This window comes from Streptomyces sp. NPDC048479 (assembly GCF_040651435.1).
Classification (GTDB): domain Bacteria; phylum Actinomycetota; class Actinomycetes; order Streptomycetales; family Streptomycetaceae; genus Streptomyces.
This window is the reverse complement of sequence record NZ_JBEZKA010000019.1, coordinates 145,774-160,179: the sequence shown is the minus strand read 5'-3', so window position 1 is coordinate 160,179 and position 14,406 is coordinate 145,774. Positions and strand designations below refer to the sequence as shown.

Here is a 14,406-nt window from a genome sequence, read left to right as displayed (position 1 = left end):
CTCGCGCAGTGATGCGGTTCGCCGACTGGATGTTGAGCACGGACAGGCAAGGCAGCGGACCAGTCTATGAGGCCGAGTGCACGACGTGCGGCGAGTCCTCCAGCGCGGCGGAAAGCAAGGACGAGCCGGAGCTTTGGTGCTTGCAGCACGCGGGCGCTCTCGGGCACACCGGCTTCCGCGGAATCACCACCGCGTTCTTCCGCGCCGCTCTGGTCAACGCGCGAAGTGATGGTTCGGACTCATGAGGCAGCGATTATGCGCCCTCAGAATCGTCGTCTTCTGGATCGCGGTCTACGTGCCGTTGGCGGTGATCAGTGATCTCTATTCGTAATCCTTTTGGCGTCTGGCCCGCGTAGGCCGGATGCAGGCCGGACCACACCCTAGGCCTGGAAGCATTCGGGGGCGGTCCGGTTTGGGGCGCAGATACAACCCCGGTGCCGATGGTACCGGGGGCATCGTCGTGTCCATGATCGATGCCCCCACCCATGGTCGGAGTTGAGCCAGCGACGGGGAAGGGACTGCAAGCTGATGCACGACCCAGAGGACGCGAGTTACGAGAGCGAGCCGTTCGACCCTGACGACGTGGTGTGGGTGCGCGGGGTCGACTACGTCGCGGGCTGGCGTGATGCGGCGGACGCCGGCGCGGAGTTGGCGGACGTGCTGGAGAGTGCGGGTTTCGATACGGCAGGGCTCAATTGGCAGGCCAGGACGAATGCGGACGGGACCGGGATGGTGCGCCTGGTGCTGTCGGCGGCAGCGGCTCATGACGTGGCAGCGCTGGTGCGGGCGGTTGCTCGGTTGGGCAAGGCGAGCTGAGCCAGTTGTCGATGACACAGAGTGTTGGCACCCGGGACTCCCGGCGGCGAGCTTGACGATCAACCGTCAGTGTCCGCTGGGATTGGCTGACTGTCGCCGTGCGTGGCTCCCTTGGCTCCCCGGCAGGTAGGTGACGCCGGCTCCGCAGGGGACGCAACTCGGGACGGCAGACCATCGAGAGGATGCGCCAGAGGGCCCATGCAGATTTCGACCTGAGTCAGACCGGAGTAACTCGCTTTGCAGGTCTGTCCGGTTTGGTCAGGACGTGAACTGGATCGGCTCGCTCGCGTTCGTTCCCGTGCAAACGGCATCAGGGGCAGGCTGACTGAACGGCCACGGACGGCCAGGTACGGCGCTGAACGAGACGGAAACTGAGACGGGCGCTGGCTGTTACGGGAAGCCGAGCGCGGCGTTCCGGACCGAGCACGCCTTCACCTGCCGGCGTAGCGTGTCCAGTTTCGGCTCCTCCGCCGCCGGACCTGCGCGTCAGCCAGCCTTCGAGATGGCTGTGCCCTGATCCGGGCAGCACACATGCCACGGCTGAGGCCAGCGCCTCGAAGTCGTGCTTGCGCCCCTCGAACCGTTCATAGACCGAATCCAGTTCGGCTACATCGGGGCCGGCGGCTGGACGCTGGTCGGGCACCTTAGTGACTCTGGCTTGTGCAACCCGTCGCCGGAGCCTGGGCAGCGCGGAGCTGCCATGCTTGATCTACTCACGCCAGGCATGCGGCGCCGGCCGATCAGTTGGCGATGTCGACCCCGTATCCGCGTGCGAGGGCGTCGAGGCCGTGGTCGTAGCCCTGGCCGACTGCACGCAGGCGCCACACCGGACCTCTGCGGTAGAACTCGGCGAGGAGCATGGTGCGTTCGGTAGTGGCGGCGTCCAGGGTGGCCCTCGCGAGTGGTGCCGCGCTGCTGCCGGGGGCGGCGGCTATCTGGATCGCGCCGACGTTCCCAAAGGTGGTGGCGCCGTCGATGGACGCGGCGACGACGATCTTGCGGGTCGCGGGTGGCAGGGACGCGAGGTCGACCGCGATGGTCTGTTCGGCCGGGCCGCCGGTTAGGAGCCGCACGGTGCCGGCCGGGCTCTCCGGCGCCCCGTAGAAGATGAAGTCGTCGTCGCAGGTGACTTGTTCATCGTCGTCGAGGATGAAGGCAACGACATCGACCTCGCAGCCGGCCTGCGGAGACCAGCTGCCGGTGACGTACCACTCGGGCGCGGGCGTTCCGTGCGGCATGGGCAAGTCTATGACGCCGCCCCTTGGCAACACATCTGGCGCTTGAGGCCGGGCGGTTGGCCCGTCTGCGTTGGCGGCCGTCGGGGCGGTGAGCCAGTGCTCGCTGTGCATGGGAAGTTCAAGGGCGGTGATGCGGCGGATGCGGCGGTCGTTCTCACCGCCGGCAAGGAGTACGACTTCGGTGACGCTGGCCGACAGGTTGACCGCCGCGGACCCGCCGAGTGCGACGACGCGGGTGCGGGCCGCTGCGGCATCGGCATGTGTACCACCGAGCACCAGCACCCGGCGTCCCGCCAGCGGCTTGTCCGGTGCGCCGTCCGGCGACACGGTGCCGGCGCTCTCCGGTCGCCGTGGAGCAGGGACGGATACGGAGGAAGGTGTCAGGAGAGCAGGCGCCTCCGGGACGGCTGGCACCGAAGCAGCGGAGGCCGTGGTCGCCACAGGCTCCGGCGCCGAGACGTCTGTCGTTCCTGGCTCGCGAACAGAGGCGATCGCGACGGCAACAGCCGTCGCCTCGTGGGATGTGCCGGTCCGCACATCGCTCAGCAGCCGCAGGAAGGTGTGTTCATCGATGATCGGCACGCCTTCGGCGGCCGCTCGGCGAGCTTTCGCGGACTCCGACGCCGGCTCGTTGGTGACCAGGGCGCTGGTGTGCCGACTGACGGTCGTCATCATGTTCAACCCGACGGCAACAGCCCGCCCGACGAGTTCTGCCCGGGAGGTGGCGGTCTCGCCGGTGATGGCGATCTTCATGCCTTGGGCGAGCGGGCCGCTGGGAGCCAGTCGTCCCGGGTTGCGGTAGGAGCAGGGCGTCTTGGGTGGCTGCGGCGTGAACTGGGATTCCTGCCGGGGTGGGCAGGTCACCAGCGGCAATGGCAGATCAAGTCGAGTCGCCTCGCGCAGCGACGCCCGCAGGATCCCGGCCAGTACCTGGGTGTCGTCCAACGCGTCGTGTGCATTCAGTTGCGGTACGCCGTAGTGGGCGGCCAGCGTGCCCAGCTTCATGTCGTCCGTCGGCGGGTCCATTTGGCGGTTGAGCGCCAGGGTGCAGAGCCGTTGTGACACCGGCAGCCACAGCCGCGCGCGGGCGAACTCGTGGGCTAGGAAGTCGTAGTCGAACTGGGCGTTGTGGGCCACCAGGACCCGGTCCTGAAGCATGGCCCCGATCCGCCCGGCGACCTGGTCGAAGGTGGGAGCGCCTTGCAGCCGCTCGGCGGTCAGCCCGTGCACATGCACCGGCCCGGGGTCGCATCCCGGGTTGAGTAGCGTCGAGAACTCCCCGGTCTGCTCGCCGTCCGGGCTGACGGTCATCACCGCGACAGACAGCACACGGTCCCGCCGCGCGATCAAGCCCGAGGTCTCCACGTCGATCAAGGCCCAGTCGTAGGCGTAGTCGCCCATGTCGGGCAGGTCGAAGGAGGTGGAGGCGAGACTCATGGCGCTAAGGATGATTCGATATTCGCCCCTGCTTCAACCTACATGGCGATTTTGCCCCCGTCTGGAAGCCTGTCATGCCGTGCTGACCGATCGGGGGCCGCGCCAAAAGGAACGTTTTGGGAAGACGATGTAGTCGAGGGTGAGCGTGCCATGGTGCATCTCACCGCGCATCAGATGCCAGGTCCGATCAGACGTCGCATCCCCCTACTCTGAGACTGCCGACACCGTATCGCGCCGACCCAACGACGTGCTCTGAGCTTGGGAATCACTGATCGTCTAGGCGATATGCCTAGCCTGATCTGGGTGTACGCCGACCACGCGAGGGGGCAAGGCTGGTTGGCCCGACCGTCGTTGACCGTGGTTCACCGCTCGTTCTGGTGCGTATCTGGTGCGCATGCCCTTGAGACCTAGGGCCTGTTGCGAAAGTGGATCTTCTGTCAGACCTGCCTGGGATGCTCTGAGCATGGAGATGACAGTGCAGCTGACGATCGACTGCTCCGATCCGCAGAGAATGGTGACCTTCTGGGCCGAGGCCCTGGGCTACGTGCCTGAGCCTCCGCCGGGCGGGCATGCCACCTGGCGTGCCTACTGGGCGGCCATGGGGGTGCCCGAGGCAGAGTTGCCGGCCGGTGCCGGGGACATTCCGGAGTCGATCATCGATCCTGCGGGACGTGGACCGAGGGTGTGGTTCCAGCAGGTTCCGGAGCCGAAGGTCGGCAAGAACCGGTGGCACTTCGACCTGAAGGTCGGTGGGGGCCGTGACGTCCCACTGGACGTCCGCATACAGCGGGTCAAGGCTACGGTGGAACGGCTGGTCAAAGCTGGTGCCACCGTGCTGCGGATTAAGGATGAGCCGGACATGGGGCTCTACGCCGCCGCCATGCAGGACCCCGGGGGCAACGAATTCGACGTCGTCTGAGGGCCGTTGCGACGGTGCTGGTCACAGCCACTCGTTCACGGCTGCGACCAGCACCGTCGCCTCGTAGCGGACGGAGAGCTTGTCGTACCTCATGGCCACTGCCCGGTGCCTTTTAAGTCGGTTGATCCCGCACTCGACCGCATGGCGCTCGCGGTAATCCACCGCGTCGAAACGCGGCGGTCGGCCGCCACGGGAGCCGAGCTTCCTGCGATTGCGGGCCTGGCCAGCCTTGTATGGGTTGGTGCAGCGGATTCCACGGCGGCGCAGGTAGGCGCGGTTCTTGCGGGAGGAGTACGCCCGATCGGCGCGTACTCGATCGGGGCGGACGCGTGGCCGGCCCGATCCGATGCGGGGTACGCGGACTTTCTCCAGCACGGGCTCGAATTGCGGCGAGTCGCCGCGCTGCCCGGCCGTCACCACGATCGACATGGGCTTTTGGCCCTGCTCGACAGCCACGTGCAGCTTGGTGGTGAACCGGCCACGTGAGCGGCCCAGCCCGTGATCACAGGGCTCGGCCACAACTCCGCCCGGCGGTTCCTTCTGTAGGTCTCCATGCTTCCTGGCCCCTGCCGCATGCTGATGGGCGCGACACACTGTGGAATCGACGCTCAGGTCCCACGTAATCCCGCCCTTCGCGTCGGCCTGGGACTGAAGTCGCGTGAGGACCAGGTGCCAGGTGCCGTCTCGTTGCCATCGGCGGAACAGATCATAGATCCGGCCCCACGGCCCGTACTCGACGGGCACATCCCGCCAAGGAACTCCTGTCCGAACCCGGAACCGTATGCCGTCGATCAGCTGCCGCCGGGGCCAGACGGGCGGCCGTCCCACCTTCGCCCTCTTCGGCAACAACGGCTCCAACACCGCCCACTGGGCATCCGTGAGATCTCCCCGCGCCATGAGCCACGATCATTCATCACTCAAGATCCATTTTCGATACACCTAGAGGCCTCGAAGAGCCTGGCGAAGGTCGCCGTATGCGCTCCAGCAGTCGATACTGCCGTCGTCGTTCAGGCTGCCCATGTACCACTCATCGTCGCTGACCGGCTTCACCAGGCACAGGCTGTGAAACCCCAACACGATGTCGGGCTGGACGCTCTCGTCGTCCGCCGGCCAGCCCTGCCACGTCACTGTGCGATCAGTTTCGAGAGGGATGGCGTCCTGGTCCCTGGAGACGTTGCGGATCTCCTCAAGGGTCCACCCTGTGGGTAGCTGCTCGCCTGCCATGCAGCGATGATGCCAGCTACCAGACGGTTGGCCGTCGTGCCTATGCACATCCCGACCACCGCTTTAGGAGTTCGACCGGATGCCAACGCTAGCTGGGCACTGGCATGGCTGCCCGTGCTGCGAGGAGACACGCACGATTGCTGCGATCCACCGCCGTTGATGTCAGCTGTAGATGTCAGTTCCTTCGCCCAGCTCCTCTACGGCCCCGGTAGGCGATGGGTCGACACCTGGCTCCGAATCCCCCTGAAGGCCGCACTCCTTCTACGGGCGATCGGACAGGCCATGGCGGGCACGTCACGCATGTAATTTAATGGAAGAAGAGGCACAAACTACCCTGCGCGCAAGCCACGCGAAGAGGGAGATGAGCATCGTGGGTCTCGTACTCCGCCCCGGCACGCCGGCCGATGCCGCAGAGTGCGGGCGGATCTGCTTTGAAGCCTTTGCGGCTCTCGCCAATAAGCACGGGTTTCCGCCCGACGTGCCCAGTCCGGAAGCGGGAGTCGCCCTAGTCGAGACGCTCCTGACGCATCCGGGCTTCTACGGGGTCGTCGCGGAGCTCGACAGGCGGATCGTGGGCAGCAACTTCCTCGACGAACGCTCGACCGTCGTCGGCGTCGGGCCCATCACCATCGATCCCGCCGTACAGAACCAGGGCGTGGGCCGTCTGCTCATGCGGGACGTCATGGACCGTGCCGCCGAGCGGCGTGTACCCGGCATCCGTCTGCTGCAGAGCGGCTACCACACCAGGTCGTTCGCGCTGTACGCGAGCCTCGGATTCGAGTTCCGCGAAACCCTCGCCTGTCTGCAGGGGCCGCCGATCATGCGGTCGGTCACGGGCTACACCGTCCGCGAGGCGACGGACGCCGATCTTGAGTCCTGCAATGATCTATGCCGCAGCGTCCACGGTGTCGACCGCGGCGGCGAGGTCGCCGACGCGCTCAAGCAGGGCACGGCTCGTGTGGTCGAGCACGACGGACGTATCACCGGTTACGCCACAGACCTGGCGTTCTTCGCTCACGCAGTGGGCGAGACCACCACGGAAATCAGAGCCCTCATCGCGTCGGCCGCCGCTTTCGGCGGCCCCGGAATCCTTGTGCCTGCGAGCAACAGCCAGCTACTCCACTGGTGTCTGGGTAACAACCTGAAGGTGCAGCAACTCATGAGCCTTATGTCGGTCGGCCTGTACAGCGAGCCGACCGGAGCGTACCTACCGTCGATCCTCTACTAACAGCGGCTGACTCACCGCCGTGTGTGGTGTGGGGCCGGTGGAGCGCCGTGTGCTGGAGCTGCCGCTGGTTGGCACTGTCACCCGACGCGGGCGTCAGCTGCCCCTCGATGCGAACTATCGGCGGGGCGGTCGCTGGGGTCTACTGGGCCGTTGGGGTGGTCGCTTGCGAGCAGTGAGGGCCGCCAGCGGTCGCGATGGTTGCTGTACTCCGCTGCTGTACAGCAACACCGCGCTGGATCTTCTCCAACTGCTCAGCCACTATCGGCGCTACCTGCTCCAGCCGACCTGGGCGGGCTCTGACGACCGGGGACGCCCGCCCTGCCGCATCTCGGCCTCCTCTCTCCGATGCCATGGCCCGGGCACCCGCTTGCTCTGGCCAGCTGCGCCCGCCATGTGCCCCGGCCGAGGGAGCCCGGGAACCGGCGCACTCTGTGCACGTTGGTCGGTGTCACACACACTGTGCGTTATGGACAACGGCGCTTTGTGGGTGGCCCTGCTGACCGCTACCACAGCGGTGGTCGCCAGTTGGGTGACCAGCAGGGGCAACGCGCAAGCCGCTCGCATCCAGGCCCAAGCCGCCGCCGAAGCCGCGCACATCGCTCGGGAGCGCGAGGCACGCAGAGCCACACAGCTGGACTTCATCCAGCAGGCCAATGAAATGGGGATCCTGTACCGCAGGATCCCCAAGTACTTGAAGGTGGAGAACCAAGGGGAACGGCTGGCATCCCTCACAGAGCTCCGGGATCAACTGCGTGACTCCTACGGGCCCTTCCTGCGTTCCCTGGCCGTAGTCTCTCTGGAATGCCGCCCAGAGCCGATAGCGGCGGCCAACGCAGTCCACGCGGCGTCCGGCGAGGCGTACGGCCGTCTCATCGCCGTCCAGGAAGACATACGCGGGGCTGAGAGTTTCCGCAGGGCCGTTGACGCCTACCTGGCCTCGGTCGACTCATTCATTGAAGCAGCACGGCAGGCCGAGCGTGAGATTTAGAGATCCACATCCGACACACGGCCCAGGGCAAGCCGCAGTGGCCGGCACACAAAGACACCTCGGAGGTCGTCCAGCCCTCCAAGCTCTGAGCTTGGTAATCACTGGTCGTTTGAGGACGGTTGAGGCGCTGAACTGCGGCAGCAACGCCATCTAGGCTTAGTCGGACGGCGTGGGCCTCGCTCGCAGTGACCGCTGTTGACTGGTTGTTCTGGTGCCAGTCTGGTGCGCTTTGGCCCGTCCACGACGGGCCTTGGAGAGGGGGCGGACGTGGAGGTTCTGGAACTGATGGAGTGGCTGGCCGAGCGAGAGTGCTCGGTGGTCTTCAAGGCTGACGGTGAGCGCGAGCGGGGGCATCGTTGGATGGTGATCGTCTCTGGCGGTGCCTTGGGCGCGGAGTCGTTCTTCAGGACTGACCTGTCGTCCGCCGACGCATGTCTTGAGGCCACACTCGACCACTTGGCGAGCAGGGGGATTTCGCCGTTCGCCTGAGCTTGGGAATCACCGCCCTTCGGCGACCCGATATGGCTCCTGACCAGGCTCAATGGGCTGCTGGATCCAAGCCTGGCTGCGTGGTCCAGCACCCGCGATTGACCGTGGTTCCCCGCCTCGGCGGGCACGCATCGGGCACGGAGCCGATGACCAACACGGAGCGGACCGGCCACTCTCGTTCTTGGCTCATCACGTCGTCGCCCCGCTTTGCTCCTCCACGCAATCGAGAGGCCGAGGATCGGTACGCACTGGCACACTGCGCGCATGTCGAATTCGTACGCACAGCCGATCCTAAGGACCGGGGACCTGGCTGAGGCGCTCCGAGTGGTCCGGCAGCTTCTGGAGCTGGCTGACACCAGTAGCGTCGAGGTGGACTTGCAGGCTGTCGCTCGGACACCGGGGGAGTTGAAGAGGCTGGCCGAAGTTGTACCAGAGGCTGACTGGTGGGCGTACGGATCCGACAGGCCAGGTTCTTCCCGCGAGGGCGGAACCGCCGCTGACCACCTACCGGTATTCCTGTCGGACTGGTCTCGGCCGATCCACATGGCGGAAGTGTTCCTGGCTGCCGCGGGAAGCGCTTCAGCGATGGTCCGCTGGGACTTCGATGGATGGCCGGCAGCGCCAGAAGTCAATCTCGGCCGGGGCGGGACCAGGGGCGCGTACGTCACATTGGCGGCCCATGCCCATGACCTGTACCTGAATGAGCCCGCTGACGTTCACACCGTGTTCGTCCACGTCAAACAGGTCGAGGCCGAACGTGCGCCTTGGCTGGCTGCGCAGGTTGGCTTGCGGGCGATCGGCGAGCTGGCCATGGCACCGCTTTGACTGAGTGCGAGAAGGCCGCCCGAGCCGTGGCGCCGGAGTGGCATGGCGATTGACATGGCAAAGCTGCGGCCCGGGAGGAGAATCTGAACTGCGACCCCCGCTTTAGGAGCGTGGTGGGGCGAGTTGGGTGCCGATCTGGGGCATGTCGACTTCGACAGACACGGGCTGCACGCACCGTCGGCGCCCCCTGTTCCTCGTGGCTCCCCGCCTGATCTGGCGCGGCTGTGGCACGGCGAACATCTGATCCGTAGCTCTAGCCGCATCGTGGCCTGCGGTCATTCAGGCCATTCGAGGTCTCTGGAGGGCGCTGTCAGCCGGTAGCGGTCGGGGTGGTTGCGGTACTGCGCTGCTGTACAGCACCGGCTTGGGGGTGTACAACGACGCCGTGGCGACTCAACCAACACGGGCGATGTGGTGGACCGAGATTGCGATCTTCCTCGCCGGATCAGCAATGACCCTCACGATGATCATGTCCACAGTGTCGGTGGCTGCCAGGCGGCCTGTGGGGCTCGGGACTGGGCCCTCGGCCCTGCTGATCGCTCTGTCCATCGGTGTCGGCGTCTTCGTGAGCGGCAAGTTCAGAGCTTGGGGGTTGCGTCGACAGGATTTGGCCTGCGCCACACGATCTTGAAAACCGTTGTGGCAGCGATGTCGCCGTGGGTTCAAATCCCACACCCACCGCAGGTGAACGGCCTCTGACCTGCTCGATCGGGCAGGGGCCGTTGGCATGTCCTGGCACCGCTGGCGCCCGGTGTTCCCCGTGGCTCCCCGGTCGAACGTGCACGATAGGGGCACGGATAGCCTCTGTGGTCATGACTGCTGTTGATCCGACTGATCCGACTGATCCGCAGAGAGAGCACGAGATGGGGCGGGTCGCCCTCTGGCTCGCTCCCAGTGACCTCCGCTGGCTGGCAGGGCATTGCTGCTGCGGCCCAGAAGCCTCGGATGAAGATCGTGATCGTTGCGGCCGGATCCGCTTTCGGGCCAGTGCCGCCCTGCATAAGCAGGGGCTTGCCAACTGAGAGGGCAACCGGCGGTCAGCTTTGACCTCGCTGCCTCATCCTTGTCAGGTCGGTCACGCACCCTTGCTAGGCCAGGAGATGGAGCCGGTTCACCGGCCTCGGCGGTCGTCGATGATCGGTCGTAACCGTCGATGTGTGCTGCTGTTGGTGTCAGGCGCTGATGTCAGCAGTGGGCATCAGCGCGACCGCGGGTCTATGTGATCGCTACAGGCGCCGTTTGTCCCGGAGGTAGGGCGGGACGAGGAACCGCGGCCTGTTAAAGATCGCGATACAGGTGAGGACGAGGCCGCATCCGAGCATCATGGCCAGGAAGACGCTGCTAGCTGCTGACAGCGGGCCATACAGCTCCTCCCGCGAGTCAGCGACGATGGCTGTGATCACCATTAGGGCCAGGCACCCGAAGAAGGAGGCCACAGCAACGACGCCCCGGGTGACTGCCCAAGCCCCCCTGTCGCCCAGGCGCTGCCAGGTCTCGGCCTCACTCCGGGCCATGGCGGGCTCCCGCCAAACACGCACAGCGCTCCACGCCGATTGTGCTGCTAGCGCAAGCAGCACAATGCAGACGCCAAATTTCATGGCTCACCCCCAACCCGGATGCTAGCGGCAGAGACGCCCCAGCCCCGTGCCGGCCGTTTCTCCGACGGCTTCGCGTCCGCGCTCGGTGCGCCGCCGCCCGGCCGGGGGCAGCCGGGCGAAGACAAAGGCAAGCCCGCGGCCGGGGGCCGCGGCGCGCGCCGCGCTTGCGCGGCGCCTTGAGTAAGTGAAGAAGTTTTGGACCGATCGCGGCCTGTCGGCTTTGTCCGGTCCCGGTTGATGCTTGACGTGGTGGCTTCAACTGCTGTTGACACCGCCTATCTCGACCGAGGTGCCTCGGTCGAGATGAGGGGCCGGGAATCCCCGTCGCCGCCGCGCGGGTCCGTCCTGCAGGTGTCGGAGTGGGCGCACGGTTACGCGAGAGGCTGATCCGGTGCTGCTGAAGGTTGCTGGTGAGGAACGTCTTGCCTTGCCTTCACGACAGCGCGACTCGTTCGCGCACCATGTCGATGTCGATGATTTCGACGGTGACTTCCTGACCGACTTCGACGATCTCGCCCGGGTGCTCGAATTGCTGCTTCCCGGAGAACTCGGGGACGGTTACCACCCCTTCGAGACCGCTGATGTCGACGAGCGCGCCGAGGTCGGCGATCGAAGTGACGACGCCGGAGCAGGCCTGACCGCGGTGCAAGGCTTTGATCTGGGGCCACCGGACGTCGCTTGGCGTCTGTTGAGTCCTCCAGCGTGCTCTCAGGACACCGTCGCGATCGGGTAGGACGGCAGCGAACAGCGGGTGGCGCTCATCGAGGGCCAGAGGCAGCACCGCTGCTGCGCGGGCGTCGGCGAGGGGGGCAGCCAGTTCCTCGTACGACTTCTCATCGGCGAAGGTGCTTGTGATCCGCCCGGCCTCGTCCTCCCAGACAAGCTCGATAGTGCCTTCCTCCGGGAGGGCGTCTCGTACGGCGTCGATGTCGGTGGACAGGTCCGGCCACACGGTCAACTGCGCACGAGGCGCGAGACGGGCGCGGACCGCGTCGAGATTCGCCGGGGTGAGGCGATGCCATCGGGAGGCGTTTTGAACGTAGCCCTCCTCCAAGATGGCTGCTTCGCCTGTGGAGATGCACCAGGACAGTCGGTCCCAGAACGCGTCGTCGGCGGGGCGCTGCTCGCCAGGCTCGTCGTCGAACGACGGGTCATAAGGAGAAGCGTCGAGTCGCTCCGCGAACAAGCCAAGCTCACTGGCATAGGCCATCGCACGTCTGCAAGGCTTGGTGCTGCCGACATAGACGTACTGGTCCCATCCGACGTGCGTGAAGAACTTGTCCTGCACTTCGAGGCGGCACCAGGCCCCGTTGTCGCGCAGCATGGCCCGTAGCAGTTCCAACGCCACGGCGAGGGGGACTTCTGCCCCGTCGTGATATCCGGTCGAGTCGGGCAAGAAGAGGGCGGCCAAGCCGTATCCGTCCATTGCCTCCTCCAGTCCGAAGGATAGATCAGTACGCGGTCGACGCCGAAGAGCGCTTCGCCTTCACCAAGTTCGAGTAGTGAGCCGGTCGTGCCGGTGGCCTCGGTCCGGTAGACGGTCGGCTCGTGCGCCTGCTCCCACGGGGTGTTGTCGGGGGCGAAGGTCTTGCCGCTGCGGGTGATGGTCCGCTCAATCGTCAGCGGGCGCGGAGCTGATCGTGGTGCCCGCGGCATGGCCCGCGGCTCGACTCAGCCACTGGCAGCTTCTTACCCGCACGAGGGCCCTGGAGGAGCAGGTCTTCCTCCTGGCCTGTTCCGCCGTGGGGGCCCATGGCGGCATGCGGCAGGGCGGGCACAGCATGGTCATCGACCCCTGGGGAACCGTCCTGGGCGAGGCCCGCACCGCGGAGGAGACGGTGACGGTGGATGTCGACATGGCCGAGGTCGCCCGTATCCGCTCCGAACTCCCCGTCCTGCGCGATCGTGTCCTCGCCATCGAGGCCCCCGCGGTGCGGTGAACCCGGCGACAGGCCGTGTGCGCGCCAGCACCATGGGTGGCCCACGGCCCTGGCCGCGGGCTGCGGAGCCGTGGCTCGCACACGCCGACGACACCACGGCCGGTCGGACCGCGTTCAGGCTCGGTCGGCTGCGATATTTCCTCGGGCTCAGGGGAGGGCCCTGGTTCAATCGGGGAGGGCGCGAGGGCGCACGCGTTGTTCCGTCGGAGGGGGTGGAGAGCGTGCACGAGCGTCAGATCGTTCTTAATGAGCTTGCGCAGGGGATTCGGCCGGTGTCGGAAGGCGCGGCGTGGTTCGCCGCTCTCGCGGAGGACGAACAGCGTTTGGTTCTCACAGAGTTGGTGCAGTTCTGCGTTCAGGCACGCGCCGTTGAGACAGATGCCGAGGAGGCCATCGCGCGCTCTGGGCTGCGCCCGACCTACACGCCGGCCGTGATGCTGACGCGCTGGCGGCTGAACATGGCCGACCTGCCTCCCTACGACCGTGCCAGGGCGTTTCGTCTGCTGGTCGCGCTGTTCGCCATCGCGGACACCCGTCGGCGTGAGCGTTACTGCGTCGGCGGGTGCGGCCATGAGTGGCACCAGTTGGCCGCTCGCGAGGATGCCGGGCCGGGCTCTACATGGGCATCCGTCGGTGGGAGCCACACCGATGGGGTTCGCGGGCGTGCTCAGCGCTCGACGTAGTGGGGCTCCGGCCATGTGGTGATCGGCTCGCTGGACGTCGAGTAGATCTCCAGCAGCGAGAGGTAGCCGTCCTTCGTGAAGACCATCGCTCCGGCGTCCTCCGGTTCGGCGTACCAGGCGTCCGCGGCCGGATTGCCGTGAGCGGGGGCCGGTGGGACCGCCGCATCGTCCACGGCCAGGTCGACCGTCGCGCAGCCGCAGCCGCAGCCGCAGCCGCAGCCGCAGCCGCAGCCGCAGCCGCACCTGCCCACCACCCGCGCGTACGGAAGCTGAGCACGCAGCGCGCCGCTCACCGGATCCGAGCCGGTCAGCAGCGCGTCCAGCGTCGCCGCGACGTCCAGAGGGAGGGCCTCAGCCATCCGCCTTGGCCACGCCGATCGGACAGCTGACGCCCGTGCCGCCGATCCCGCAGTACCCCGCCGGGTTCTTGTCCAGGTACTGCTGGTGGCCCAGCTCGCTTGCACCGTTGCTTCCTTGACCCGAGTCAGGCGACCGGACGCGTCTCGCAGTGCTGCGGGGGGCGATGTCTCGCTTCCACCACTGGCCATCCGCGTCGCGGAAACCGAAGGTGATCACAAGCCTCATGCCCGGCGTGGGTGAAAGTGGTACGCCCCCCGCATCGAGCAGTTGTACACGCGACGTCAGAGATTCTCCAGGCTGCAAGATGCACGCCTCTGCAGTCTTGTGCGAGATGTTCGGATTGAGGCACCAGGTTGCTTCTGGGCTGCCGCTGCTGCGCGCACACTGAGGTCCACATCGGCGATGGCGGTTGGTGCACCGCTCGGCGTCGTCCGGAAATTCGCGCCGCTGATGCGATGCCCGAGGCTGTAGCCGAGTCGCTTCGCCTCAAGGGCCCTTGCCCCACGTACAGCTCGAAAGGCACTGCTGGTGTCAGGGCCCCGCTTTGTTGCTGGGGAGCCACCGGTTCTGGCCGCTGCCGGCCGCGTTGTCCGCGAACTCCCCCGAGATTGTCCGTGAACGGTAACGGACGCATCCCGTGGCCGCCGTCCCTCGTCATGCC

14 protein-coding genes and 1 pseudogene are annotated in these 14,406 nt (G+C 66.5%); 8 read left to right on the top strand and 7 right to left on the bottom strand.

What is annotated here, in order from left to right:
• Positions 1-528 precede the first annotated feature (528 nt).
• Positions 529-816, top strand: a complete 288-nt coding sequence (locus tag AB0D12_RS27485) for a hypothetical protein (protein WP_362688161.1) — start codon at positions 529-531, stop codon at positions 814-816.
• 740 nt (positions 817-1,556) lie between these two features.
• Here AB0D12_RS27485 and AB0D12_RS27480 read toward each other — a convergent pair.
• On the bottom strand, positions 1,557-3,491 hold the full coding sequence (locus tag AB0D12_RS27480; RefSeq protein ID WP_362688158.1) for a TerD family protein: 1,935 nt from the start codon (positions 3,489-3,491) through the stop codon (positions 1,557-1,559).
• Between the two features lie 463 nt (positions 3,492-3,954).
• Between AB0D12_RS27480 and AB0D12_RS27475 the strand changes: the two genes are divergently transcribed.
• Positions 3,955-4,410 (top strand): VOC family protein, encoded by a 456-nt coding sequence (locus AB0D12_RS27475; RefSeq protein ID WP_362688155.1) that lies wholly within the window; start codon positions 3,955-3,957, stop codon positions 4,408-4,410.
• Between the two features lie 21 nt (positions 4,411-4,431).
• Here the strand turns inward: AB0D12_RS27475 and AB0D12_RS27470 are convergent, their stop codons facing one another.
• Both AB0D12_RS27470 and AB0D12_RS27465 read right to left on the bottom strand, forming a co-directional pair.
• The gene (locus AB0D12_RS27470) at positions 4,432-5,307 is read right to left on the bottom strand and encodes an IS5 family transposase (protein ID WP_362688152.1); all 876 of its coding nucleotides are present in this window, start codon (positions 5,305-5,307) and stop codon (positions 4,432-4,434) included.
• Positions 5,308-5,349: 42 nt separating this feature from the next.
• The gene (locus AB0D12_RS27465; RefSeq protein WP_362688149.1) at positions 5,350-5,634 is read right to left on the bottom strand and encodes a hypothetical protein; all 285 of its coding nucleotides are present in this window, start codon (positions 5,632-5,634) and stop codon (positions 5,350-5,352) included.
• Positions 5,635-5,995: 361 nt separating this feature from the next.
• Between AB0D12_RS27465 and AB0D12_RS27460 the strand changes: the two genes are divergently transcribed.
• The 4 genes from AB0D12_RS27460 to AB0D12_RS27445 all read left to right on the top strand — a co-directional run bounded on the left by AB0D12_RS27460 (position 5,996) and on the right by AB0D12_RS27445 (position 9,164).
• The gene (locus tag AB0D12_RS27460; RefSeq protein ID WP_362688146.1) at positions 5,996-6,862 is read left to right on the top strand and encodes a GNAT family N-acetyltransferase; all 867 of its coding nucleotides are present in this window, start codon (positions 5,996-5,998) and stop codon (positions 6,860-6,862) included.
• Positions 6,863-7,328: 466 nt separating this feature from the next.
• Entirely contained in the window at positions 7,329-7,850 is a 522-nt protein-coding gene (locus tag AB0D12_RS27455; protein ID WP_362688142.1) for a hypothetical protein, read from the top strand.
• 267 nt (positions 7,851-8,117) lie between these two features.
• The gene (locus tag AB0D12_RS27450; RefSeq protein WP_362688140.1) at positions 8,118-8,339 is read left to right on the top strand and encodes a hypothetical protein; all 222 of its coding nucleotides are present in this window, start codon (positions 8,118-8,120) and stop codon (positions 8,337-8,339) included.
• Positions 8,340-8,603: 264 nt separating this feature from the next.
• Positions 8,604-9,164, top strand: coding sequence for a hypothetical protein (locus tag AB0D12_RS27445; RefSeq protein ID WP_362688137.1), 561 nt, complete (start codon positions 8,604-8,606; stop codon positions 9,162-9,164).
• A gap of 1,226 nt (positions 9,165-10,390) precedes the next feature.
• On the opposite strand, the gene AB0D12_RS27440 is transcribed toward AB0D12_RS27445, so the two are convergent.
• Together AB0D12_RS27440 and AB0D12_RS27435 are read right to left on the bottom strand one after the other, a co-directional pair.
• Positions 10,391-10,678: a hypothetical protein gene (locus AB0D12_RS27440; RefSeq protein ID WP_362688134.1), complete on the bottom strand. Its 288-nt coding sequence runs from the start codon at positions 10,676-10,678 to the stop codon at positions 10,391-10,393.
• Between the two features lie 517 nt (positions 10,679-11,195).
• Complete coding sequence (locus AB0D12_RS27435) at positions 11,196-12,188, bottom strand: S1 RNA-binding domain-containing protein (RefSeq protein WP_362688131.1); 993 nt, start codon at positions 12,186-12,188, stop codon at positions 11,196-11,198.
• A 214-nt stretch (positions 12,189-12,402) separates the two neighbouring features.
• Here AB0D12_RS27435 and AB0D12_RS27430 point away from each other — a divergent pair, with 214 nt between their 5' ends.
• A complete protein-coding gene (locus AB0D12_RS27430) occupies positions 12,403-12,702 on the top strand; it encodes a nitrilase-related carbon-nitrogen hydrolase (RefSeq protein ID WP_362688128.1) in 300 nt (99 codons plus the stop codon).
• 221 nt (positions 12,703-12,923) lie between these two features.
• A complete protein-coding gene (locus AB0D12_RS27425) occupies positions 12,924-13,385 on the top strand; it encodes a DUF5958 family protein (protein WP_362688125.1) in 462 nt (153 codons plus the stop codon).
• Here the strand turns inward: AB0D12_RS27425 and AB0D12_RS27420 are convergent.
• On the bottom strand, positions 13,370-13,744 hold the full coding sequence (locus tag AB0D12_RS27420) for a hypothetical protein (protein ID WP_362688123.1): 375 nt from the start codon (positions 13,742-13,744) through the stop codon (positions 13,370-13,372). The genes AB0D12_RS27425 and AB0D12_RS27420 overlap by 16 nt on opposite strands.
• Positions 13,737-13,844, bottom strand: a pseudogene (locus tag AB0D12_RS27415) (peptide-methionine (S)-S-oxide reductase); the annotation flags it as partial. The gene AB0D12_RS27420 and the pseudogene AB0D12_RS27415, both read right to left, overlap by 8 nt.
• Positions 13,845-14,406: the final 562 nt, after the last annotated feature.

Excerpts from the sequence above, each read along its gene's own strand:
- AB0D12_RS27485 (WP_362688161.1), top strand. The coding sequence starts at position 529 with ATGCACGACCCAGAGGACGCGAGTTACGAGAGCGAGCCGTTCGACCCT.
- AB0D12_RS27440 (WP_362688134.1), bottom strand. The coding sequence starts at position 10,678 with ATGGCCCGGAGTGAGGCCGAGACCTGGCAGCGCCTGGGCGACAGGGGG.
- AB0D12_RS27465 (WP_362688149.1), bottom strand. The coding sequence starts at position 5,634 with ATGGCAGGCGAGCAGCTACCCACAGGGTGGACCCTTGAGGAGATCCGC.
- AB0D12_RS27445 (WP_362688137.1), top strand. The coding sequence starts at position 8,604 with ATGTCGAATTCGTACGCACAGCCGATCCTAAGGACCGGGGACCTGGCT.
- AB0D12_RS27480 (WP_362688158.1), bottom strand. The coding sequence starts at position 3,491 with ATGAGTCTCGCCTCCACCTCCTTCGACCTGCCCGACATGGGCGACTAC.
- AB0D12_RS27470 (WP_362688152.1), bottom strand. The coding sequence starts at position 5,307 with ATGGCGCGGGGAGATCTCACGGATGCCCAGTGGGCGGTGTTGGAGCCG.
- AB0D12_RS27455 (WP_362688142.1), top strand. The coding sequence starts at position 7,329 with ATGGACAACGGCGCTTTGTGGGTGGCCCTGCTGACCGCTACCACAGCG.
- AB0D12_RS27420 (WP_362688123.1), bottom strand. The coding sequence starts at position 13,744 with ATGGCTGAGGCCCTCCCTCTGGACGTCGCGGCGACGCTGGACGCGCTG.
- AB0D12_RS27475 (WP_362688155.1), top strand. The coding sequence starts at position 3,955 with ATGGAGATGACAGTGCAGCTGACGATCGACTGCTCCGATCCGCAGAGA.
- AB0D12_RS27460 (WP_362688146.1), top strand. The coding sequence starts at position 5,996 with ATGAGCATCGTGGGTCTCGTACTCCGCCCCGGCACGCCGGCCGATGCC.
- AB0D12_RS27435 (WP_362688131.1), bottom strand. The coding sequence starts at position 12,188 with ATGGACGGATACGGCTTGGCCGCCCTCTTCTTGCCCGACTCGACCGGA.